At 55.3% G+C, this 20492-nt stretch carries 18 protein-coding genes and 1 tRNA gene; 5 read left to right on the forward strand and 14 right to left on the reverse strand.

What is annotated here, in order from left to right:
* Positions 1 to 167 precede the first annotated feature (167 nt).
* A tRNA-Phe gene (locus RAC65_RS17605) sits at positions 168 to 243 on the reverse strand.
* A 295-nt stretch (positions 244 to 538) separates the two neighbouring features.
* Here RAC65_RS17605 and RAC65_RS17610 point away from each other — a divergent pair.
* The 4 genes from RAC65_RS17610 to RAC65_RS17625 are packed head-to-tail and all read left to right on the forward strand — an operon-like array spanning position 539 to position 3455.
* Positions 539 to 1768, forward strand: coding sequence for a SpoIIE family protein phosphatase (locus RAC65_RS17610; protein WP_033739730.1), 1230 nt, complete (start codon positions 539 to 541; stop codon positions 1766 to 1768).
* 16 nt (positions 1769 to 1784) lie between these two features.
* On the forward strand, positions 1785 to 2351 hold the full coding sequence (locus RAC65_RS17615; RefSeq protein ID WP_006118245.1) for a SiaB family protein kinase: 567 nt from the start codon (positions 1785 to 1787) through the stop codon (positions 2349 to 2351).
* Positions 2344 to 2748, forward strand: a complete 405-nt coding sequence (locus RAC65_RS17620; RefSeq protein ID WP_033739731.1) for a DUF1987 domain-containing protein — start codon at positions 2344 to 2346, stop codon at positions 2746 to 2748. The genes RAC65_RS17615 and RAC65_RS17620 overlap by 8 nt, the downstream gene beginning before the upstream one ends.
* A complete protein-coding gene (locus RAC65_RS17625; protein ID WP_033739733.1) occupies positions 2745 to 3455 on the forward strand; it encodes a GGDEF domain-containing protein in 711 nt (236 codons plus the stop codon). The genes RAC65_RS17620 and RAC65_RS17625 overlap by 4 nt, the downstream gene beginning before the upstream one ends.
* On the opposite strand, the gene mrdA is transcribed toward RAC65_RS17625, so the two are convergent.
* The 11 genes from mrdA to RAC65_RS17680 all read right to left on the reverse strand — a co-directional run bounded on the left by mrdA (position 3452) and on the right by RAC65_RS17680 (position 15728).
* Positions 3452 to 5335, reverse strand: a complete 1884-nt coding sequence (mrdA, locus tag RAC65_RS17630; protein ID WP_039342248.1) for a penicillin-binding protein 2 — start codon at positions 5333 to 5335, stop codon at positions 3452 to 3454. The two genes, RAC65_RS17625 and mrdA, sit on opposite strands and share 4 nt — an antisense overlap.
* A 205-nt stretch (positions 5336 to 5540) precedes the next feature.
* Entirely contained in the window at positions 5541 to 6254 is a 714-nt protein-coding gene (deoD, locus tag RAC65_RS17635) for a purine-nucleoside phosphorylase (RefSeq protein WP_054633162.1), read from the reverse strand.
* 33 nt (positions 6255 to 6287) lie between these two features.
* Complete coding sequence (gene deoB, locus RAC65_RS17640; protein ID WP_033739739.1) at positions 6288 to 7511, reverse strand: phosphopentomutase; 1224 nt, start codon at positions 7509 to 7511, stop codon at positions 6288 to 6290.
* Between the two features lie 94 nt (positions 7512 to 7605).
* Positions 7606 to 8934, reverse strand: a complete 1329-nt coding sequence (deoA, locus tag RAC65_RS17645) for a thymidine phosphorylase (protein ID WP_205952282.1) — start codon at positions 8932 to 8934, stop codon at positions 7606 to 7608.
* Positions 8935 to 8993: 59 nt separating this feature from the next.
* A complete protein-coding gene (gene deoC / locus RAC65_RS17650) occupies positions 8994 to 9773 on the reverse strand; it encodes a deoxyribose-phosphate aldolase (protein ID WP_375096956.1) in 780 nt (259 codons plus the stop codon).
* A gap of 231 nt (positions 9774 to 10004) precedes the next feature.
* Positions 10005 to 10778 (reverse strand): TatD family hydrolase, encoded by a 774-nt coding sequence (locus RAC65_RS17655; RefSeq protein ID WP_375096957.1) that lies wholly within the window; start codon positions 10776 to 10778, stop codon positions 10005 to 10007.
* Positions 10775 to 11824, reverse strand: a complete 1050-nt coding sequence (locus RAC65_RS17660) for a patatin family protein (protein WP_058702246.1) — start codon at positions 11822 to 11824, stop codon at positions 10775 to 10777. Before RAC65_RS17660 ends, RAC65_RS17655 begins: the two co-directional genes overlap by 4 nt.
* 239 nt (positions 11825 to 12063) lie before the next feature.
* Complete coding sequence (locus RAC65_RS17665) at positions 12064 to 12225, reverse strand: DUF1328 domain-containing protein (protein ID WP_003848537.1); 162 nt, start codon at positions 12223 to 12225, stop codon at positions 12064 to 12066.
* 99 nt (positions 12226 to 12324) lie between these two features.
* Positions 12325 to 12939, reverse strand: coding sequence for a molecular chaperone OsmY (gene osmY / locus RAC65_RS17670; RefSeq protein ID WP_006117598.1), 615 nt, complete (start codon positions 12937 to 12939; stop codon positions 12325 to 12327).
* A 255-nt stretch (positions 12940 to 13194) separates the two neighbouring features.
* On the reverse strand, positions 13195 to 14781 hold the full coding sequence (gene prfC / locus RAC65_RS17675) for a peptide chain release factor 3 (RefSeq protein WP_375096958.1): 1587 nt from the start codon (positions 14779 to 14781) through the stop codon (positions 13195 to 13197).
* A 347-nt stretch (positions 14782 to 15128) separates the two neighbouring features.
* Complete coding sequence (locus tag RAC65_RS17680) at positions 15129 to 15728, reverse strand: pentapeptide repeat-containing protein (RefSeq protein ID WP_375094217.1); 600 nt, start codon at positions 15726 to 15728, stop codon at positions 15129 to 15131.
* Positions 15729 to 16151: 423 nt separating this feature from the next.
* Here RAC65_RS17680 and ftnA point away from each other — a divergent pair, with 423 nt between their 5' ends.
* The gene (gene ftnA, locus RAC65_RS17685) at positions 16152 to 16658 is read left to right on the forward strand and encodes a non-heme ferritin (RefSeq protein ID WP_006117595.1); all 507 of its coding nucleotides are present in this window, start codon (positions 16152 to 16154) and stop codon (positions 16656 to 16658) included.
* Positions 16659 to 16728: 70 nt separating this feature from the next.
* Here the strand turns inward: ftnA and RAC65_RS17690 are convergent, their stop codons facing one another.
* Together RAC65_RS17690 and RAC65_RS17695 are read right to left on the reverse strand one after the other, a co-directional pair.
* Positions 16729 to 19092, reverse strand: a complete 2364-nt coding sequence (locus RAC65_RS17690; RefSeq protein ID WP_325992525.1) for a glycoside hydrolase family 31 protein — start codon at positions 19090 to 19092, stop codon at positions 16729 to 16731.
* A gap of 10 nt (positions 19093 to 19102) precedes the next feature.
* Complete coding sequence (locus RAC65_RS17695) at positions 19103 to 20410, reverse strand: MFS transporter (protein ID WP_033739750.1); 1308 nt, start codon at positions 20408 to 20410, stop codon at positions 19103 to 19105.
* Positions 20411 to 20492: the final 82 nt, after the last annotated feature.

Genomic DNA, 20492 nt, shown 5'->3' on the forward strand with positions numbered 1-20492 from the left:
TTTTAATGGATGTGAGAAGTCCAGAGGATGCTAGGAACATCCTCCGGACTTTAAAGTCCCGTGTTCAACAAAGGTTCGGTAAGGCATATTTACCGACTTATGGCTGAAGGGGACCCTCTGTCTTGCCCGTTAAGGATCTCATCTCTTAACGAACAGGCTCTGAAGAGTGGTGCCCGAACCCGGAATCGAACCAGGGACACGGGGATTTTCAATCCCCTGCTCTACCGACTGAGCTATTCGGGCAACGGGGCGCATTAAACCCTATGCAGGCCCCAGCGTCAAACGCTTTTCACAAAAATGAAATCAACTGCCGCCTTTTCCATCAACCGCAGCAACATTGACCGCCGGTCCCGGTGGCGCATAACTCGGGTGCCGGATTTTCACGCTGTCTAACGCCGCCTGGCTGGCGGTTTTTCGCTGCTATTTTGCTTTATCCACGATTTATCGGCGCTCTTTTTACTAACTGTTTTTTTGCCATAAATCCGTCATCTGCGCTCATTACTCTTAAGATTATTCCTGGACAATCAAGAGCCGCATCATGCAGTTACCCGCCTCTGTGAATACTGTGGTTTCCGCCTCAAGTCGTTACGACGCGCGGGTGTTATGCATTGAGGTCCCTTTTGTCAGTCCGGAGACGGATAACCGTGCGGTGATGGCGCTGTTTGCCGAGCATAAAGATCTCATCGGTTTGCCCGTGGTAGAAAACGGCAAGCCGTTCGGCATGATTAACCGCCACATCTTTTTGTCGCAGATGGCGCGCCCGTTCTTTCCCGAACTGTATGACCGCAAGAGCTGCATTGCCTTTATGGATAAGTTCCCGCTGGTGATCGACGTGGAAAACACGCTGGAAAGCGTGGCGCAGCAGGTGGTGGCCAATGGCGATAAGTCCGTCGCTGATGGCTTTATCCTGACGGAGAACGGACACTATATTGGCATTGGTTTAGGGATCGATCTGATCCGCCGCGTCTCCGACTTACAGGCGCGCCAGCATCAGCAGATTTTACAAAGCATCGATTACGCGCGGGTGATTCAGGATGCGATGCTGGACCGATCCAACCAACTGATCGCGACCCTGCTCGACGACTGGTGTCTGTACTGGCAGCCCAGGGACGGCGTGGGGGGCGATTATTACGCCTTTCACCGTCATGATAACGGCTGGCTGGCGGTCATTGCCGACTGTACGGGCCACGGTATTCCTGGTGCCTTTATGACGGTAATTTTGCAGTCTGCGCTGGAAAATGCGCTACGCGAGGCCGATCTGCAGGCGCCTGCCCGCATTCTGCATGCGCTTAACCACCATATTAAACAAACCCTGGGACAGTTAAATGCGTCTCAGCAAACGTCACTCTCTAACGATGGCTGCGATGCCATCGTGCTGTCTGTCGATACCGAACTACATCAACTGCGTTGGGCCAGCGCCCGAACCCAGGCATTTATGCTCAGCAACATCAGTAACGAAATTATCGCGCTCAGCCAGGATCGCGTCGGCGTGGGGTATACCGATACGCCGGAGGATTATGACTGGCCGGAACAGAGCCTGGCATTTAATCGCGGCGATATGCTGTTTGTGCTGACGGACGGCGTCACCGATCAGCCGGGTGGCGAGCGCAATATTATGTTTGGCAATAAGCGCATTCAGTCACTGCTGATGCGCTATCAGCATTTGCCTATGGCGGAGTTATCGCTGGCGTTTCAGCAAGACTATTTAAGCTGGCAAGGTAATCAGGCGCGACGCGACGACGTCACCTGGTTTGGCTTTCGCTATTGATTGCACCGGGAAGAAAATGAAAAACGAATCACTCCGTGGTCTGCCGTTCAACACCGAATCGCAATCTGGTCTTATCGCGCTCCAGTACACCGGCTTTTTTTCGCCGCAAAACATCACGGCAATGGGTGAAGTGGTCAAACTGTTTCTGGAGAACCACGAGCAGTCACAGAAAGTGCGACGACGGCTGTTCTCCAGCTTTGTCGAGATCGCGCAAAACATCCTGCGCTACTCGCAGGACAGCCGGGCGCTGAGCCACAACGATCAGCTCTATCGTTTTGGATCGCTGAGCCTGCGCTATGATGGTGGGCGCTACTATCTGGAAAGTGCCAATCTGGTAGGCAGCGATGCCAGCGTTCAACTGCGTGGCGATCTGGACTCGTTACGGGTCATGAACGCAGACGAAATTAAACAAGCCTACCGCAGTCGGTTACGCGCAGAGAGTCCTGTCTGGAGCAAAGGCGCCAATATCGGCTTACTTACCCTTGCCCGCGACGTCAGTGAACCGCTGGAATACTGCTTCCAGCCACTGGAAGCCAGCGAGCTCTCTGCCTTTTGGCTAAAGGCGACAATCTGCCATGACTAAAGAATCCTCTATGCAAACCATTCATCTCACCGCCACCGAATGCACGCCCGCCGTGGAATTTGATTTTGCGGCCCAGCGATTTTCCCTGCGGGGCGAATCCTGGCCGGAAAATGCGGCCGCCTTTTATCGCCCGCTGCAAAGTGCACTGGAATCCTGGCAACCGCAGGCCAGCCAGCTGACTGAAGTCAATATCGACCTGAGCTATTTCAACAGCTCCAGCACCAAAATGCTGTTCGGGCTGTTCGATCAGTTCAACAGGCTGGCGCAGAACGGCTGTGAGATTGTGCTGAACTGGTTCTATGACGCTGAAGATGACGTGTCAGAAGAGTTTGGTGAGGAGCTGTCGCTGGATTTCACCGCCCTGACCGTCACATTACATGCGGAACAGCGCCAATGACGCACCTTAATGAGCTGTTTCTGGAAGAAACCCAGGCGCTGAACCATGCCAGCCATGTGGCGGCGCAGAGCTGTCTGCACGCCGAAGAGTACCGCCAGGCGCTGTCCGATCTTAATAACCACTATCAGCGGCTGATGCGCGAAACCTACCGGCTGATCTCGCGCAGCGATCGGGCCGAGCGTGAGTTAAACCGGGTGAATGAGCAGCTTATTGAGCTGACGAGAGAGCTGGAGTACAAAGCCACTCACGATCCGCTGACGAATGTCTGGAACCGCAGCGCCATTATTCAGCGCATCAGCGACACACTGACGCGAACCCCCGCCGCTCTGATCATTCTTGATATCGATTTTTTTAAACGGATTAACGACGAATATGGCCATCCCACCGGGGACAAAGTGATCTGCGAGCTGGTGCAACGTATCCAGCGCAACACACCGGACATTGCCAGCATCGGACGCATTGGGGGGGAAGAGTTCACGATTATGCTGCCGGATACGTTCCTTGGGGAAGCGGTGATTGTCGCCGGGGCGATTCTCGCCTCACTGAACGCATCTCCCCTGGATGCGTTGCCCGAGCGGCTGGTCACCGCCAGCCTGGGCGTGAGTTGGGGCGCGGCGGGCTCCCACTTCGAAGCGCTTTATACGCATGCCGACGCCGCACTCTATGATGCTAAAAAGCACGGACGTAACCGGGTATTTTTCCGCTAGCGGGCCGGACGCTGGGCAACCTCAACGGGCGGCGGCGTGGTGGGCGGCAGGAAAATATGATCGAGAAGCTGCCGCATTACCGGCGCGGCCAGCACGCCTTCGCTGCCCCCATTTTCCAGGATCAACGCCACAGCCACCTTAGGATCGTTAAAGGGGGCGAAGGCGGTATAAAACGTATGATCGCGCAGCCGCACCGGGATCATTTTGGCATTGTAGGTCTGATTTTGTTTCAGGCTGAATACCTGCGACGTTCCACTCTTGGCCGCAATGCCATAAGGCGCGGTGTGGAAATACTTGTAGCCTGTGCCGTTCGGCGCGTTAGCCATGCCAAACATGGCGTGACGCACCAGCGACCAGTAAGGGGAATGCGGATCGCCAATCTGCGCCTGCGGCAGTTTCGGCTGGTAAAGCTGCACGTGGTTGCCAAGCTGCGATTTCTCCAGCAGGTGCGGGGCAATGACTCTGCCATTGTTAATCAGCGCCACCAGCGCCTTTACCATCTGAATCGGCGTGGCAATCCAGTAGCCCTGACCAATGCCGACTGACACCGTATCGCCCTGATACCAGGGTTTCTTATGCACTTTCATCTTCCAGTCACGGCTGGGCAGCAGTCCGTTGTACTCTTCATTCAGATCGATGCCGGTGGACTGACCGTAGCCAAATTTACTGAGCATGGTGTGAATACGATCGATGCCCATCATAAACGCCACCTGATAGAAGAAGGTATCCGCCGACTCTTCGATCGCTTTAGTGACATCCAGCGTACCGTGACCGCTTTTTTTCCAGTCGCGATAGCGGCGGTCAGTACCGGGTAATGTCCAGGTGGGCCCGCCAAAAAAGGTGGTCTGTGGCGTAATGACGTGCGTGAGCAGCGCCGACATCGCCATATAGGGTTTTACCGTTGAGGCCGGCGGATACAGGCCCTGCGTGACACGGTTGATCAGCGGTAAATTTTTATCCTGCAGCAGCTTTTTGTACGCCTGATAGCTGATGCCCTTTACGAACGGATTGGGATCGTAGCTGGGGCTGGAAACCATCGCCAGCACTGAGCCGTCATGGGGATCTTCGACCAGCAACGCGGCGCGCTGCCCGACCAGCAGGCTTTCCGCGTACTGTTGCAGATGCAGATCCAGCGTCAGCGTAATGTTCTTTCCCGCCACCGGCGGCACTTCTTTCAGCACCCGGACAATGCGCCCGTGGTTATCCACTTCCACTTCCTGATAGCCGGGTTTGCCGTGCAGCAGGGATTCGTAATAGCCCTCAATCCCCTGCTTACCGATATTATGGTCGGCAGCATAGTTTTCAGCGATGCCCTCTGCGTTCAGCCGCTTGTAGTCATTATCGTTGATTTTGGAAACATAGCCGATCACATGCGCGAGATCGGCCCCATAGGGATATTCCCGGTCCTGATAGGTATCGATGCTGACGCCGGTAAAACGGAACTGGTTAACCGAAAAACGCGCCACCTCTTCGTCTGTGAGTTCCTCTTTGAGAATGACGGGCTTATAGCGGCTTGTCTGATGCAGATCGTGCTGAAAGCGCTCGATATCTTCCGGGGTCAGATCAACCAGTGGCGTCAGTTCTTGCAACAGCGCCTTCATGTCCTCCACTTTGTACGGGGTAACCGTGATGTCATACCAGGTCACGTTGCGCACCAGCGGGATCCCGTTGCGGTCAAAGATCAGTCCGCGCGTGGGCGCAATGGGGATCATTTTGATGTCGTTCTCGTTCGAGCGCGTCTGATAATAGCTGTGGTCGCGGACCTGCAGGCGATACAGGTTAAAACCCAGGATGCTAAAGCACAGGCAAACCAGTACAAACGCCATAGCGGCACGGCGGACAAACAACTTCTCTTCAGCGTCGAAATCACGGAAATTCATCAGGCAGGTATTTTCTGTATGGCGTGTTGTTATTAATTGTTCGGCTTCATGATAGTGACATCAGCCCGTCGTGCCAGCGCGAAGATGCACAAGCCTGATGAAAAGTGTGTCATTTAGTGAGAATGTTGCGAAATGGAAAACGGGAGAGGATCATCCGGCCGCAGATGCGCAGCCGGATAAAGGGGCCGATCAGCCACCGTGGGGATTAATCACCCAGCAGCACCGACTCCAGCGCGATTTTAATCATGTCATTAAAGGTGGTCTGGCGTTCTGCGGCCGTGGTCTGCTCGTGAGTACGGATATGGTCAGACACGGTACAGATGGTCAGCGCTTTCGCGCCAAATTCAGCGGCTACGCCGTAGATGCCTGCGGCTTCCATTTCCACACCCAGAATGCCGTACTTCTCCATCACGTCGAACATCTGCGGATCGGGCGTATAGAACAGATCGGCCGAGAAGATGTTACCGACGCGCGCCTCGACGCCCAGGTTTTTGGCCGCATCCACCGCGTTGCGCACCATGTCGAAGTCCGCGATAGCGGCAAAGTCATGGTCTTTGAAGCGCATACGGTTCACTTTGGAATCGGTGGATGCCCCCATGCCGATCACGATGTCACGCAGTTTCACATCGGGACGCACCGCACCGCAGGAGCCCACGCGGATGATTTTCTTCACACCGAACTCGGTGATCAGCTCTTTCGCATAGATAGAGCAGGACGGAATGCCCATGCCGTGGCCCATAACAGAGATTTTGCGGCCTTTATACGTGCCGGTGTAACCCAGCATGCCGCGCACGTTGTTGACCTCAACGGCATCGTCCAGAAAGGTTTCTGCGATGTGTTTCGCCCGCAACGGATCGCCCGGCATCAGTACGACGTCAGCGAAATCACCCATTTCTGCGTTAATGTGAGGAGTTGCCATGATTCTCTATCCTTTTTAAAAATTTCGCTGTTTTTACAGCATGTTCTTGCCGTAGTCCATGGGGGACAGGTCAAAATAGTGTGCAATCGTCTGGCCGATATCCGCGAAGGTATCGCGGTAACCCAGCGATCCCGGCTCGACCTTCGGGCCGTAAATTAAGATCGGAATATGCTCGCGCGTATGTTCCGTGCCTTGCCAGGTCGGATCGCAACCGTGGTCGGCGGTGAGGATCAAAATATCATCCTCTTTGACCAGCTCCATCAACTCTGGCAAGCGGCGATCGAACAGCTCCAGCCCGCCTGCATAGCCTGCCACATCGCGACGATGGCCCCAGGTAGAGTCGAAGTCTACGAAGTTGGTAAACACAATCGCCTGATCCGGCGCGGTTTTCATTTCCTGGATGGTGGCATCAAACAGCGCATCCAGTCCGGTGGCTTTGACTTTTTTGGTGATGCCCTGCTCCGCGTAGATGTCGGCAATTTTACCTACCGAAATCACATGACCGCCCTTCTCATCCACCAGCTTCTTCAGCATGGTAGGCGATGGCGGCTCCACGGCCAGATCGTGACGGTTACCGGTGCGCTCAAAGCTGCCGGCTTTGTCACCCACGAACGGGCGGGCAATCACGCGGCCAATGTTATAACCGCCTTCCGTCAGCTCCTCGCGCGCAATTTCACACAGTGCATACAGGCGATCTAAGCCGAAGGTTTCTTCATGGCAGGCAATCTGAAACACGGAATCCGCCGAGGTGTAAAAAATCGGCTTGCCCGAAGCCATGTGTTCTTCACCCAACTGGTCGAGAATGACCGTACCGGATGAGTGACAGTTACCGAGATAACCCGGCAACTCGGCCCGCTCAACCAGTTTATCCAGCAGTTCCTGCGGAAAACTGTTCTCTTTATCGCTGAAGTAGCCCCAGTCGAACAGAACAGGCACACCGGCGATTTCCCAGTGGCCTGACGGCGTATCTTTACCGGATGAGCGTTCGCTGGCGTAAGCGTAAGCGCCTTTTATCTCAGCGTCAGGGTCCAGTCCCGGCGGGAAACGCCCGGTAGAAAGCTCGGCCGCTTTGCCCAGACCTAACGCGGTCATATTCGGTAAGTGCAGCGGTCCTTTACGGCCCTGATCCGCTTTACCGTTAAAACAGGCTTCTGCGATATGACCTAACGTATCGGAACCTGCATCGCCGAATTTGTCGGCATCTTTGCTGGCGCCGATTCCAAAGGAATCCAGCACCATAATAAAAGCACGTTTCATGCCAGTCTCCTGCGCTAACGCGCGCGACAAGTCAAAAAAAAGCGATCAGATCAGTATACCCGAATCGTCTCCGGTATACAGTCTGTTATCCGCGTTATCCCGCTTCAGTCACACGGCGATAAACCACCGGTGTGGTCGCCGGGGCGCTGTCCCCCAGCGTGATGGCCGCTTTGACAGCGGCGGCGGCCTGCTGCCAGTGCGCTTCGCTGCTGGCATGAATAACCGCCAGCGGGCGTGAAGCGTCCACCCGCTCGCCCAGCGCGATCATGTCGCTTAAGCCCACGCTGTAATCAATGGCGTCACTGGCGCGCTGACGTCCACCGCCCATCGCAACCACCGCCATGCCTAACGCGCGGGTATCCATCTGCGTGACGTAACCTGCGCCATCGGCATAAATCGCTTTGCTCATCACAGGGGCTGTGAGGTAGCTGTCGTAGCGCTCAACGAAATCGGTTGGGCCACGTTGTGCTGCCACCATGCGGGCAAATACCTCTGCGGCTTTGCCGTTATCCAGCACGGCGAGAAGTTGTTCACGGGCGTCGGTTTCGTTAGCCGCCAGTTTGCCGGAAATCAGCATTTCGCTGCACAGGGCCAGCGTCACGTCCAGCAGGCGCGGATTGCGCTGCTCACCCGTCAGGAAGCGCACGGCTTCGCGCACTTCCAGGGCATTGCCCGCCGAAGAAGCCAGGACCTGATTCATATCTGTTAGCAGCGCCGTGGTACGGCAGCCCGCGCCATTCGCCACGCCCACAATGGCCTGCGCCAGACTCTCAGAGGCTTCCCAGGTCGGCATAAAGGCGCCGGATCCGACTTTGACATCCATCACCAGCGCATCCAGGCCTTCGGCCAGTTTTTTCGCCAGGATCGAAGCGGTAATCAGCGGAATGGAATCCACGGTGGCGGTGATATCGCGGGTCGCGTAAAAACGTTTATCCGCCGGTGCCAGCGAGTTAGTTTGCCCGATGATGGCCACACCAACCTGCTTGATGGTCTGGCGGAAATGGTCATCGCTGGGGAAAATGTCAAAACCGGGAATCGCCTCCAGCTTATCCAGCGTACCGCCGGTATGGCCCAGTCCGCGTCCGGAGATCATCGGGATATAGCCGCCACAGGCCGCCACCATGGGTCCGAGCATCAGCGAGGTCACATCGCCCACGCCGCCCGTGGAGTGCTTGTCGACCACCGGCCCGTTCAGATTCAGTGAAGCCCAGTTCAGGACGGTGCCGGAATCCCGCATCGCCATGGTCAGCGCAACGCGCTCCGGCAGTGACATATCGTGGAAATAGATGGTCATTGCCAGTGCGGCAATTTGCCCTTCGGACACGCTGTTATCGCGCACCCCGTTGATGAAGAAACGAATTTCGTCTTCAGTCAGCGCCTGGCCGTCACGTTTTTTTCGAATGATTTCTTGTGCGAGGTACAATGTCGCCCCCTTACGTCAGGGAAAGAGGAGAAGAGGCGGCCGTGAGCCGCCCGGATGAATCAGTAACCCGACTTGCTGGTGTCGCTGCTGTGCCCAAGCGTGTTGAGCAGATTTGCCAGCAGGCTGGAGGCACCAAAACGGAAATGGCGGGCATCGGCCCAGTCGGCACCCAGCGTATCATCCGCCAGCTGCAGATAGACAGCGGCATCTTCAGCGGTGCGAACGCCGCCTGCCGGTTTGAAGCCAACCTGCGCTTTCACACCTTTGTCGCGGATGACGCTCATCATGATCTGCGCCACTTCCGGCGTGGCGTTGACCGACACTTTACCGGTTGAGGTTTTGATGAAGTCAGCCCCGGCATCAATCGCAATTTCAGAGGCCTGACGAATCAGCGCTTCCTGCTTCAGTTCGCCGGTTTCGATAATAACCTTCAGTAAAACGTCGGCTTCCGCACAGGCGGTTTTGCAGGCCTTGACCAGATCAAAGCCGACCTGCGCATTGCCTGCCATCAGCGCGCGATAAGGGAAAACCACATCCACTTCATCAGCGCCGTAAGCGATGGCGGCACGGGTTTCGGCCAGCGCAATCTCAATATCGTCATTGCCATGAGGGAAGTTGGTTACGGTGGCAATGCGCACGTCAGGCGTGCCCTGCTCACGCAGCGTTTTACGCGCCACGGGAATGAAACGCGGATAAATACAGATGGCAGCGGTGTTACCCACCGGAGATTTCGCCTGATGACAGAGCGCGATCACTTTCTCGTCGGTGTCATCCTCGTTCAGCGTGGTTAAATCCATCAGCTTCAGGGCGCGCAGGGCCTGCTGTTTAATATCGGTCATGGTGATCTCCAGAACATCGGGTAAACGTTCGCCCACCCTTGAATGTGATAATATTAACAATGATAACGGCCATTTTGTGTGCACCAAATCACATGAAAGTATGAAACGGCTGCAAAAACTCAGCGAAAATTTAGATTATCTGCAAAGTATGGCCCAAGGCAGCCAGTATAATTCAGCCACAGGGATGTTACTATTATAACATTTCACCAGGACACGATGTGACGGCGGGGATTATGCAAGCGAAAACAGCGCATGACTGTTGTGCCATAACGCGTCGGCGATTTCGGCGTGCGGCTCGTCACGCAGTTCACACAACACCTGCCAGACTAAAACGGCGCGCTCGGGCCGGTTTGGCTGGCCCTGGTAGCCGTTCAGCGGCATATCAGGCGCATCGGTTTCCAGCAGCAGCGACGAGAGCGGTAAACGGGCAATCGTCTGCCGGGTTTTACTGGCGCGGGGATACGTAATCGTGCCGCCTACGCCAATCGCATAGCCGAGCTTAATAAACGCCTGCGCCTGCTGCAGGCTACCGGCAAAACCGTGTACGACGCCGCGCCGTGGCACAGCCTGCCGACGCAGATGCAGTGCCAGCTGATCGTGCGTGCGGCGCGAATGCAGGATCACCGGCAGATCGTAACGTTTCGCCAGCTTCAGTTGCGCATCCAGGAAACAGGTTTGCTTATCAAACTGCGGATCGTCCCGATACAGATCCAGGCCGATCTCACCGAGGGCCACCAGCTTTGGGGGCCGCTGTTGTAACAGGCTTTCAAGCTGAGCGAGGTGCTGCTCCTCGTGCTGCTCCGTCACAATCGGATGCAGGCCGAGTGCGGCATATAACGCGCGGTGCTGCCGGGCTAACTGACAAACAAGGTCAAAGCGCCCTGCCTCGACCGATGGCACAATAATTTTTTCTACGCCCGCGTCCGCAGCCTGGCGCAGACTGACGTCGGCCGCGTCCACAAACGGCGGAAAATCAAAGTGACAGTGGGTATCAACAAACCTCATGTCAGCGTACCCTCGCCATAAGTGCCATCGTTGCCGGTCAGCGGGATGACCGGAGCGATATCCCCCGGCTCATTTGCCACCGGAGCAGAAGGGACCACAATATCCAGCCCTGTGTGGGGCTCGGCATCGCTCAGCCATTGCCCCAGCGTGGCAATAAAGTAGCGACCACAGCGGCGCCCCAGATGGTAATCCTGATTCAATGCGGCAATACGACTGCCCAGTGCGTTACTGGCTAACACGCGCGGCGGGAAGATTTCGATGATACGTAAATCACCCGGCGGCTTTTCAATAAACTGCTGGGTTTCGCGATAGGTCTGCTCGTGATGGTGCAGAATCTTGATCATTGGCTGCAGCGCCCCGCCGCTGAACCAGCGTTCCATACGGGTCACCCAACGGGGCACATCGAACATCTGCGACGGCACGGTACGGATGACCACAATGGTATCGGCCCCGCGTTTTGCCGCTTCGCGTACGGGAATCGCATCGCTGACGCCGCCATCCAGATAGCTTATGCCCTCCAGATCCACGCCCAGACGGTAAAAGCCCGGAATAGCGCTGGAAGCCTTAATAATATCCAGCCAGTTACTGGCTGTGGGGGCAAAGTAACTGGGGGCATAGTCATCACTGCGACAGGCGCACATGTAAAATTGCCGCCCCGAAGCAAACAAGGTTTCTGCGCTGGTCATGGCCAGTGGAAATTCGCTGCGGGTGATATCAATTAACCAGTCGAGATCGATAAGATTACCGCCGCGCAGGAAACGCACGGGGTCAAAGAACAGCTTACTGGTGGTATAGCGGGTAATCACCCGACGTGCATAGCCCGGCTGGCCGCAGACATAAGCGGAAAGGTTCTGCGCACCAGCAGAAGAGCCTAACAGCAACTGAAAGGGATTGAATTTTGCCCGCTGGAACTCATCCAGAACGCCTGCTGTGAAAATGCCGCGCTGGCCGCCGCCCTCGCACACTAAGGCAATTTTGTTGGCTTTAAACGGTGTGAGTGCAAGGGGTTCAATGGCCCCGAGCGTCACGGGAATACGTATACCCAATGTACCGACCTCAGAGTGGGATCCCGAAATACGAATGAAGAGAATGCAGGGAGTTAATTGTGGGTCGATACTAGCACGGAGAACCAGTCAGAGTGTCCATTAATTGTGCTATTAGCGTTGCGCTTTTTAACACTTCGTTGCGAATATGAAGCATCCTTTGCTTCACACTACCTTTCGCGACAAATAACTGGTCTCCGTTTAACGCTGACTATGCCAGCGTTAACCTGTCTGGGTCATCGCTATAGCTTTTTACGGCCAGTAAACAAGCTGATGAGGAACAGAATAATACCCACCACGAACACGACTTTCGCTGCCCATGCTGCGGTACCGGCCAGGCCACCAAAACCTAATGCAGCGGCGATCAGTGCAATCACCAGAAAAATAATGCCCCAACGAAACATAAGCCTCTCCTTAACCATTTTTAATATTGAACTGCTTGTTTCATCCCAGGATGGGTATTCTTATTTGTGCGGCCCGGACAGAGGCCGCACGGAGTCATGTTAAGACTTGACCTTCAGGTCGTTTTTAACACTTTTTACGCCTTCGATAGCTTTCGCGATGCTCTCGGCACGATCGGACTGCGCCTGGTTCGCCACTTCACCTGAGAGCTGTACCACACCGTCGGTGGTTTCAACTTTCACGTTACGTGAAGGAACCTTGTCATCTGCTAATAGCTTAGCTTTAATTTCGCTGGTTGTGGCAGCGTCACCGGCATAACCTTTCATGGACTGCTTTTTCACGTCTTTTACGTGCAGCTTGTCACTAACGGATTTCACGCCTTCCACTTTCTTCACCACGGCCACGGCTTTTTCCGCCTGGTCTTGTGAAGTCACGAAACCGCTCAGCGTCACAACGCCGTTGTGGGTTTTGACCGAAATATCGGTGCTCTTAATCGAGTCGTCATCCACCAGCGCCGCTTTCGCTTTCGCGGTCACCGCGCTGTCGTCCATAAAGCCACCGACTTTCTTCATTGAGCTGTCGATTTTCGCGCCCGCGCTGTCAGCAGTTTGTGACGCTTTCTGAGACGCGGACTCTTCTGCAAAGACGTTTCCGCTTAACAGTGCGGTACCTACCATTGCAGCCATTAATGTTTTAGTAAGCTTAGTTGTGTGCATCGATATCATCCTTCTATCTGTTAATTCGCCCCAGACTGTGGGCGCAAGAGCAGCAAACAACGCTACTGCGGCACAGGACGCATGGAGAAATAAGTCTCTTTAACCGTCCGATGAAATAAGGATAGTCGGGATTTGGCACTTTGCTCGGGTAACTGGTTGATCGTGCGTCAAAAGCGAGGAAAAAGCGTGTTTTAGGAGGGTTCTGTATCGTGGGAAACCGGGCCATTCCCAGGGAGAATGGCCCGGAAAACGCGATTAGTGCTCGCGGGTTTTGCGGAAAATGACGTCAGGATAGCGCTCCTGAGTGATGTTCAGGTTCACCATTGTTGGGGCGATATAGGTCAGATTATCGCCGCCATCCAGCGCGAGGTTGACCTCGTTTTTACGCTGGAAATCTTCAAATTTTTTGGCGTCTTTGCATTCAACCCAGCGCGCCGTCGACACGTTAATCGCCTCATAGATGGCTTCGACGTTGTATTCGCTCTTCAGGCGCGCCACCACCACGTCAAACTGCAGCACACCGACCGCACCGACAATCAGGTCGTTGTTATGCACCGGGCGGAACACCTGCACTGCACCCTCTTCCGACAGCTGGACTAATCCTTTCAGCAGCTGTTTCTGCTTAAGCGGATCGCGCAGGCGGATACGGCGGAACAGTTCGGGGGCGAAGTTCGGAATCCCGGTAAACTTCATGTTTTCACCCTGCGTAAAGGTGTCGCCGATCTGAATGGTGCCGTGGTTATGCAGGCCGATAATGTCGCCCGGATAGGCTTCTTCCACATGCGAACGGTCGCCCGCCATAAAGGTCAACGCATCCGAAATCACTACATCTTTGCCGGTACGGACCTGACGCAGCTTCATGCCTTTTTCATAACGCCCCGACACGACGCGCATAAAGGCCACGCGGTCACGGTGTTTCGGGTCCATGTTGGCCTGAATTTTAAACACGAAGCCCGTGAATTTCTCTTCTTTGGCTTCAACGGTGCGGGTATCGGTCTGGCGCGGCATAGGGCGCGGCGCCCACGCCACCAGGCCATCCAGCATATGATCTACGCCGAAGTTACCCAGTGCGGTTCCGAAGAACACCGGCGACAGCTGACCGCTGAGAAACGCGTCCAGTTCAAACTCGTGTGATGCGCCCTGCACCAGCTCCAGCTCTTCACGCAGTTGCGAGGCCAGCTCTTCCCCGACGGCCGCATCGAGGTCAGGGTTGTTCAGGCCCTTAACGATGCGGACTTCCTGAATCGTGTGACCTTTACCGGTCTGATACAGGTAGGTTTCGTCCTTGTAGAGATGGTAAACGCCTTTAAACAGCTTGCCGCAGCCAATCGGCCAGGTGATGGGCGCGCAGGCAATTTTTAGCTCACTTTCCACTTCATCCAGCAACTCCATCGGATCGCGGATATCACGGTCAAGTTTGTTCATAAAGGTCAGGATCGGCGTATCGCGCAGACGGGTTACTTCCATCAGCTTACGGGTACGATCCTCGACGCCTTTCGCCGCATCGATCACCATCAGGCAGCAGTCGACCGCCGTCAGCGTACGATAGGTATCCTCGGAGAAGTCTTCGTGCCCCGGTGTATCCAGCAGGTTTACCAGGCTGTCACGATAGGGAAACTGCATAACGGAGGTAGTAATCGAAATACCACGCTGCTTTTCCATCTCCATCCAGTCGGATTTTGCGTGCTGGTTAGAGCCACGGCCTTTTACCGTACCGGCGGTCTGGATAGCCTGTCCGAACAGCAGAACTTTTTCGGTGATGGTGGTTTTACCGGCATCCGGGTGCGAGATAATCGCGAAGGTGCGGCGGCGTGCCACCTCTTCTAAAAAGGGATTAGACATGAGTGAATTCTTCTCAACGTAGCCACGCACTCTCAGGCGCGGCAGATAAATCACGGTGGCCGGCAGAATTTTACCGGCGAGTAAACGGTGCCAGATGCGACTTTCTGTCGTCGCGGGATGAGCGCAAAGTTACATTGGCGTGATTCCGGTTACCTGGTCAACTTTAAGGCGGCATAGCATACAATATTTTGCGCTATTGGCCTACAGCGGACGGAAGAGAAAGTCGCGCCACCGGCAAACAGCGGTTCACTGTGCAGCAGATGGCTACTGGTGAAGTCAACGCGGGGGAAATGACGCCGGGTTTTCTCCCGTCTTTACGGTATTCATCCCGCCGCCTCGCCAGCGGGTTAATCCACCAACTCAATGCCCAGACTTTCCAGCAGGCAAACCGCCTCCAGCCGCGAAAAGCGGGCTTTTTCGACTGTGTTGTTAAAGATGTTGATGGCGTAATGCCAGGATTCCGTCAGATCGGCCCCGCGCAGCACGGTGTGATGAAACAGGCTGCCCGTCATGTCACACTCGGTCAGCGCGGCACCCGTTAAATCGCACTCTCTGAAATCCACCTCGATCAGTTTGCATCCTTCCATTTTCACGCCGTGCAGCCGCAGACCAAAAAACGATCCGCTGGTCAGGATACACGTTGAAAAGTGCAATTCATGGTCCAGGTAAAAATCAGGCCACCAGGCTTTCGTCCAGTCCATGCCGGTCAGCTTGCAGTCGTTAAAGTGAACGCCAAAGAAGCGGGTGCCAGACGGATCGACCAGACTGAGGTTACAGTGCGTAAAGACGCAGTTAATGAATTTACAGGCCAAAAAGCGCGCCGAGATAAAGTTAACGTGCGTAAATTCACAGTCTTCAAAATGCGCCTGCGTGAGCACCCGTTCGCTGAGATCGCAGGTGGTAAAACACGCATCATAGTATTCAGTGTTGCTTTCCAAAGATTGCATTTTTACGCCATCCTCTTTCGTGCGAAGACACAGACCCCGCTCCGCATAGTAAACCCCGGCCAGGCACACCAGTGTAATGCTGTTCATGCTTCCTGACGCGATTATGGCCTTACCTTATCACCATGACGGGAAAAAGCGGTTGCCGGACAGTAGCAGAACGCCGCAGAACGCGGTCCACTGACGGATCCGGGCCGACTGGATAAACCGCCTTCACGCCCGCGCGTCCGGCACAACCTGGCTCAGACACAGGCAGAAAAGCAGACCACAATGATAATCGCTCGCATTCAAGAGTTGAAATAATTCTTTTTAAATCAATCAGATAAAATGGTATTTTTTTAACAAAACGCTTCACATTTCTTATAAGCCTGATGCATAATTCATCACTTATCACCTGTCTATTTACAATGAAATAAGGACGCGGCCATGCTGACTGCTGAAATGACTGGGCGTTTAAACGACCAGCTGAACCTGGAATTTTTCTCCGCGAATCTCTATTTACAGATGAGTGCGTGGTGCAGCGATAAAGGCTATGAGGGCGCAGCGTCCTTCCTGAAAATGCACTCACGTGAAGAAATGGAACACATGCAGCGCCTGTTTAACTACCTGAGCGATACCGGTGCGATGCCGGTGCTGGGTACCATCGCAGCCCCGCCTGTTGCCTACAATTCACTGAACGAAGTGCTGATTCAGGCGCTGGATCATGAAAAGCTGATCACCAGTAAGATTAACGAGCTGGCCCATGCGGCAATGACCACCCAGGACTATTCGACCTTCAACTTCCTGCAATGGTACGTTGCGGAACAGCATGAAGAAGAGAAGCTGTTTAAAACCGTACTGGACAAACTGGCGATGGTCGGCGAAGGCGGCAATGGCCTGTTCCTGGTAGATAAAGACCTGGGACGCATGAGCACTGAAACGCACTCAGCCTGAATACAAACCGGCCCACGCAGGTGGGCCGGTGGTTATCGTGACAAACCCTACCGGTCTGACACGTTACGGCTTATGCCAGCCCATAGCATGACGTCATTTCACCGTTGATCCACAATGTACGTTTCTCACCCGGCGGTAAGATAACCGTCATTTCCCGCCATGCTGGCAGATAATCCCCGCGCTTTTCGACCGTCAGATCCAGCCGCGACGCGCTACTGGTTAACGTCCAGCTCAGCCAGAGTGCATTTCCCTGGCGCCAGCCGTGCGACTCGCCGTCATCGTCAAACAGCTCACCGTGGGTCGTGGCGTTGCCCGGCGCAGGCCATACCTGCAGTTCACGCACGTTGTCACGTTGCGCATCGGTGGTGGTTTCACACTGGCCAAGCGGAAGCGCGGCACCTGCGCGCACCAGCAGCGGCAGGCGATCCAGCGGTGCATCCAGCGTAACTGTTTGTCCGCCCGCCAGCCAGTTGCCGTTATGCCAGTCATACCAGCCGTGTGGATTCTCGGGCAGATATACGGATCGGGTACGCGCGCCCTGCTCCACAACGCTGGCGACCAGCAGGTCGCGTCCCAGCATAAAGTCATCGCACTCATCATAGGTCCGTGCATCGTTCTCATGGTCCAGGAAAGTCGGACGCAGCATCGGTTCATCGTGCGCGCTGGCCTGCCATGCCAGCGTATACAGATACGGCATCAGCCGGTAACGCAGGCGAATCGCCTCGCGGATCATTGGCGTGGCTTCCGGATACATCCACGGCTCATTCACGGTGTGATCGTCATTCCATGAGTGAATGGTAAAACGCGGATGCATAACACCATTCTGAACCCAGCGCACAAACAGCTCCGGATCCGGTTTATCCCCGGCAAAGCCGCCGACATCGTGCCCCACGTTAAACAATCCTGACAGGCTCATCCCCAGTCCCATGCGGATGTTGTAGCGCAGGGTCTGCCAGTTGGTCCGGTTATCCCCGCTCCAGGTCTGCACATAGCGTTGCATACCGGCACAACCCGAACGGGAAATCAGGTACGGGCGTTTTTCCGGGGCAAAACGCTGTTGGGCTTCCAGCGAGGCGCGCATCATCAGCAACGGCATGACCGGACGAATATGCTTAATGGCAATCGGCTGGCCGAAGCCATGACAGCGCGCTTCGCCGTCCCAGACTTCATATTCATTGTTGTCGTTCCAGGTCGCGTCGATGCCTTTTTTCAGCAACTGCTCCGTGACGTTTTCCTGCCACCACGCCACCGTTTTGGGATGGGTGAAATCCAGATGCGAACCTTCGTCGTCCCAGAACACGGAGCGTTCTGGCTGATCCTGCTCAGAATCACGGATAAACAGCCCCTGAGCCGCCACCTCGTCATAGCGCGGATGATCCTGTAACAGACAGGGTTTGATATTGGCTGCCAGCTTCATCCCGGCATCATGGAACGCGGCGGTCATCGCCTCGGGATTGGGCACTTTGTCGTAGTTCCAGTTAAAGACATAGCGCTTGTTATTAATCGAGGTATAACCGGATGACAGCTGGAACGAATCACAGGGGATCTCATGCTCACGGCACAGCTGGATGAAGGAGAGCAGCTGGTGTTGCGCATCCGGCGCATCGGTGTAGTGCATGGTGGATCCGCTATAGCCCAGGCTCCATTTTGGCTGAAAGAGCGTTCGGCCCGTCAGGCGCACAAACGCCTTGGTCACATCCAGCAGCGTCGGCCCCAGCATCATGTAGTAATCCAGATCGCCCGCCTCTGCACGATAGCGGCGATAAGGCAGATGGTAGTTATCCAGCTCATTGCCCAGATCGAGCCAGCTACTGGAAAGATTATCGTAGAACAGGCCAAAACTGACGCCGTCGCGCTGGGTCAGCGTGAAGGGAATATGTTTATAGAGCGGATCGGTGCTGGCCGCGTTATAGCCCATCGCATCCAGATTACGCATCTCATAGCGGCGATTAACCCGGTTAAGATCCCCGCTCTTTTCGCCCAGGCCATACACCCGATCCTGCGGCTGACGGCGCTGGTAATGTTCAACGCCATCGCCATGCATGTTCAGCAGATAAGCCCCGGTATGACGATCGGCCGCCAGCGGCTGCCACTCGGTACCATCGAAATGCTCCCAGCTAAGGTACAACGGCGAATGCACCGTCACGCGCAGCCGGTCGGTGGCCAGGCGAACAAACTGCGCCCCCTGTTCAAAGGTGAACGCGGGCAACGAAAAGCCTTCCAGCGATTCCCGATCGCGCCCCTGCCAGGGCACGTCATCCTGAGGCGCAATGCTCCAGGTCCGGTTTAATGCCAGCTCCCCGTCGCGTTTTAATAACACGCGCATCAGCCCGCTTTCCAATACGTAAATACGTAAAAAGTGACGCTGCTCGGTTTTCAGTTCGACGAAGTGCGCTGCCTGCTGATGGAGCGTCCATGTCTTAAGCGTTTTCATCAGGTTACCCTCAATTTTTAGCAATATTCTGGCGGCGTTCGGCGATAAACATCACCAGGAAAACCGCGCCAATCAGGTCAAAGAAACCCATGGCAATAAACAGGGGATTGAAGCCAATCGTGTCGGCGGTGACGCCGATAATCAGCGAGAAGATAAAGCTGGCGATCCAGGCGCAGGATCCGCGCATGCCGTTGACTGTCGCCATCTGGCGGCGATCAAAACGCTCCACCACCAGCGCACTCAACATGCAGGAGATCACCTGATGACCGAAGCCACCAATGGAGATCAGCGCGATGGCCAGGTAGGGATCTTTAACCAGCGTCATTAACGCCAGCGAGATCATCAGCACCGCACCGGTGATCGAACTGGCGACGATCGAGTTCACCCGGGTGCAGCCAAACCAGCGCACATAGATTTTGGTCAGATAACCACTGGCCACGCTGCCAATATCTGCCGCCAGGAAGGGCAGCCAGGCAAACATCACGATCTGTTTCAGATCCATGCCGCGTTCATTGGCGAGGTAGAGCGGCACCCAGAAGCTCAGCACGGCCCAGGCGGGTTCGGCTAAAAAGGCCGGAATGGCAATACCATAGAATTTCTTTTCTTTGCCGATGACTTTCAGCGCGGTAAAGAACGGTAACTTTTCACCGATGACTTCCTTGTCCTGCGTAATAAAATCCCGCTCTTCATCCGACAAACGAGGATGGCGTTCCGGTGAGTGATAACCCCACCACCAGAGCGCGACCCAGATAAGGCCAAGGCCGCCGGTCAGCAGGAACGCGCCCTGCCAGCCAAAGGAGATATGGGCGACATAGATGATGGGCGGTGCCAGCATCGCGCCAATAGAGAACCCCACGCCCGCCCAGCCTGCCGCAACCGGACGTTCCTTTTTCGGAAACCACTCGCCGATGGCCTTGGCGTTGGCCGGCGTCGCCGCCGCTTCGGAGGCACCCATCACAAAGCGCAGCAGCGCCAGATGCAGCCAGCTTCCCGCCCCGGCGTGCAGCAGGCAGGTGATCGACCAGATGACGGCGCAAATCAGAAAGCCCATCTTCAGACCGATGACATCGATTAACCAACCGCACACGGGCTGAAACAACGTGTAGGCCAGCTGGAAGGCGGCAACGACCCAGGAATATTGCTCGGTGCTCATATTCAGGGTGTTTTTCAGTTCAGGGGCCAGAATGCCCAGGGAGTTTCGGGTGATGTAGTTCACCGTCACGCCAAGCAGAAACATGCCCAGCATCCACCAGCGCAGATTTTTTATGATCCGCAGCGGGCGCGATGCGCTGCGGGCAGAGGTTGAGTCGAGACTCATGATGACGCTCCTGTAGCCAGTGATTATCACGTTGCCGTGAACAAACTTCTCTCTGCCCCGACCTTAAAAAAGCGCAAAACGT

Origin of the sequence: Pantoea sp. BS_8, from assembly GCF_041954965.1 — a bacterium.
Classification (GTDB): domain Bacteria; phylum Pseudomonadota; class Gammaproteobacteria; order Enterobacterales; family Enterobacteriaceae; genus Pantoea; species Pantoea stewartii.

What these genes read in the sequence shown, in the direction of transcription:
- RAC65_RS17610 (WP_033739730.1), top strand. Translation starts at nt 539, where the DNA reads ATGCAGTTACCCGCCTCTGTGAATACTGTGGTTTCCGCCTCAAGTCGT.
- RAC65_RS17615 (WP_006118245.1), top strand. Translation starts at nt 1,785, where the DNA reads ATGAAAAACGAATCACTCCGTGGTCTGCCGTTCAACACCGAATCGCAA.
- RAC65_RS17620 (WP_033739731.1), top strand. Translation starts at nt 2,344, where the DNA reads ATGACTAAAGAATCCTCTATGCAAACCATTCATCTCACCGCCACCGAA.
- RAC65_RS17625 (WP_033739733.1), top strand. Translation starts at nt 2,745, where the DNA reads ATGACGCACCTTAATGAGCTGTTTCTGGAAGAAACCCAGGCGCTGAAC.
- mrdA (WP_039342248.1), bottom strand. Translation starts at nt 5,335, where the DNA reads ATGAATTTCCGTGATTTCGACGCTGAAGAGAAGTTGTTTGTCCGCCGT.
- deoD (WP_054633162.1), bottom strand. Translation starts at nt 6,254, where the DNA reads ATGGCAACTCCTCACATTAACGCAGAAATGGGTGATTTCGCTGACGTC.
- deoB (WP_033739739.1), bottom strand. Translation starts at nt 7,511, where the DNA reads ATGAAACGTGCTTTTATTATGGTGCTGGATTCCTTTGGAATCGGCGCC.
- deoC (WP_375096956.1), bottom strand. Translation starts at nt 9,773, where the DNA reads ATGACCGATATTAAACAGCAGGCCCTGCGCGCCCTGAAGCTGATGGAT.
- RAC65_RS17655 (WP_375096957.1), bottom strand. Translation starts at nt 10,778, where the DNA reads ATGAGGTTTGTTGATACCCACTGTCACTTTGATTTTCCGCCGTTTGTG.
- RAC65_RS17665 (WP_003848537.1), bottom strand. Translation starts at nt 12,225, where the DNA reads ATGTTTCGTTGGGGCATTATTTTTCTGGTGATTGCACTGATCGCCGCT.
- osmY (WP_006117598.1), bottom strand. Translation starts at nt 12,939, where the DNA reads ATGCACACAACTAAGCTTACTAAAACATTAATGGCTGCAATGGTAGGT.
- prfC (WP_375096958.1), bottom strand. Translation starts at nt 14,781, where the DNA reads ATGTCTAATCCCTTTTTAGAAGAGGTGGCACGCCGCCGCACCTTCGCG.
- RAC65_RS17680 (WP_375094217.1), bottom strand. Translation starts at nt 15,728, where the DNA reads ATGCAATCTTTGGAAAGCAACACTGAATACTATGATGCGTGTTTTACC.
- ftnA (WP_006117595.1), top strand. Translation starts at nt 16,152, where the DNA reads ATGCTGACTGCTGAAATGACTGGGCGTTTAAACGACCAGCTGAACCTG.
- RAC65_RS17690 (WP_325992525.1), bottom strand. Translation starts at nt 19,092, where the DNA reads ATGAAAACGCTTAAGACATGGACGCTCCATCAGCAGGCAGCGCACTTC.
- RAC65_RS17695 (WP_033739750.1), bottom strand. Translation starts at nt 20,410, where the DNA reads ATGAGTCTCGACTCAACCTCTGCCCGCAGCGCATCGCGCCCGCTGCGG.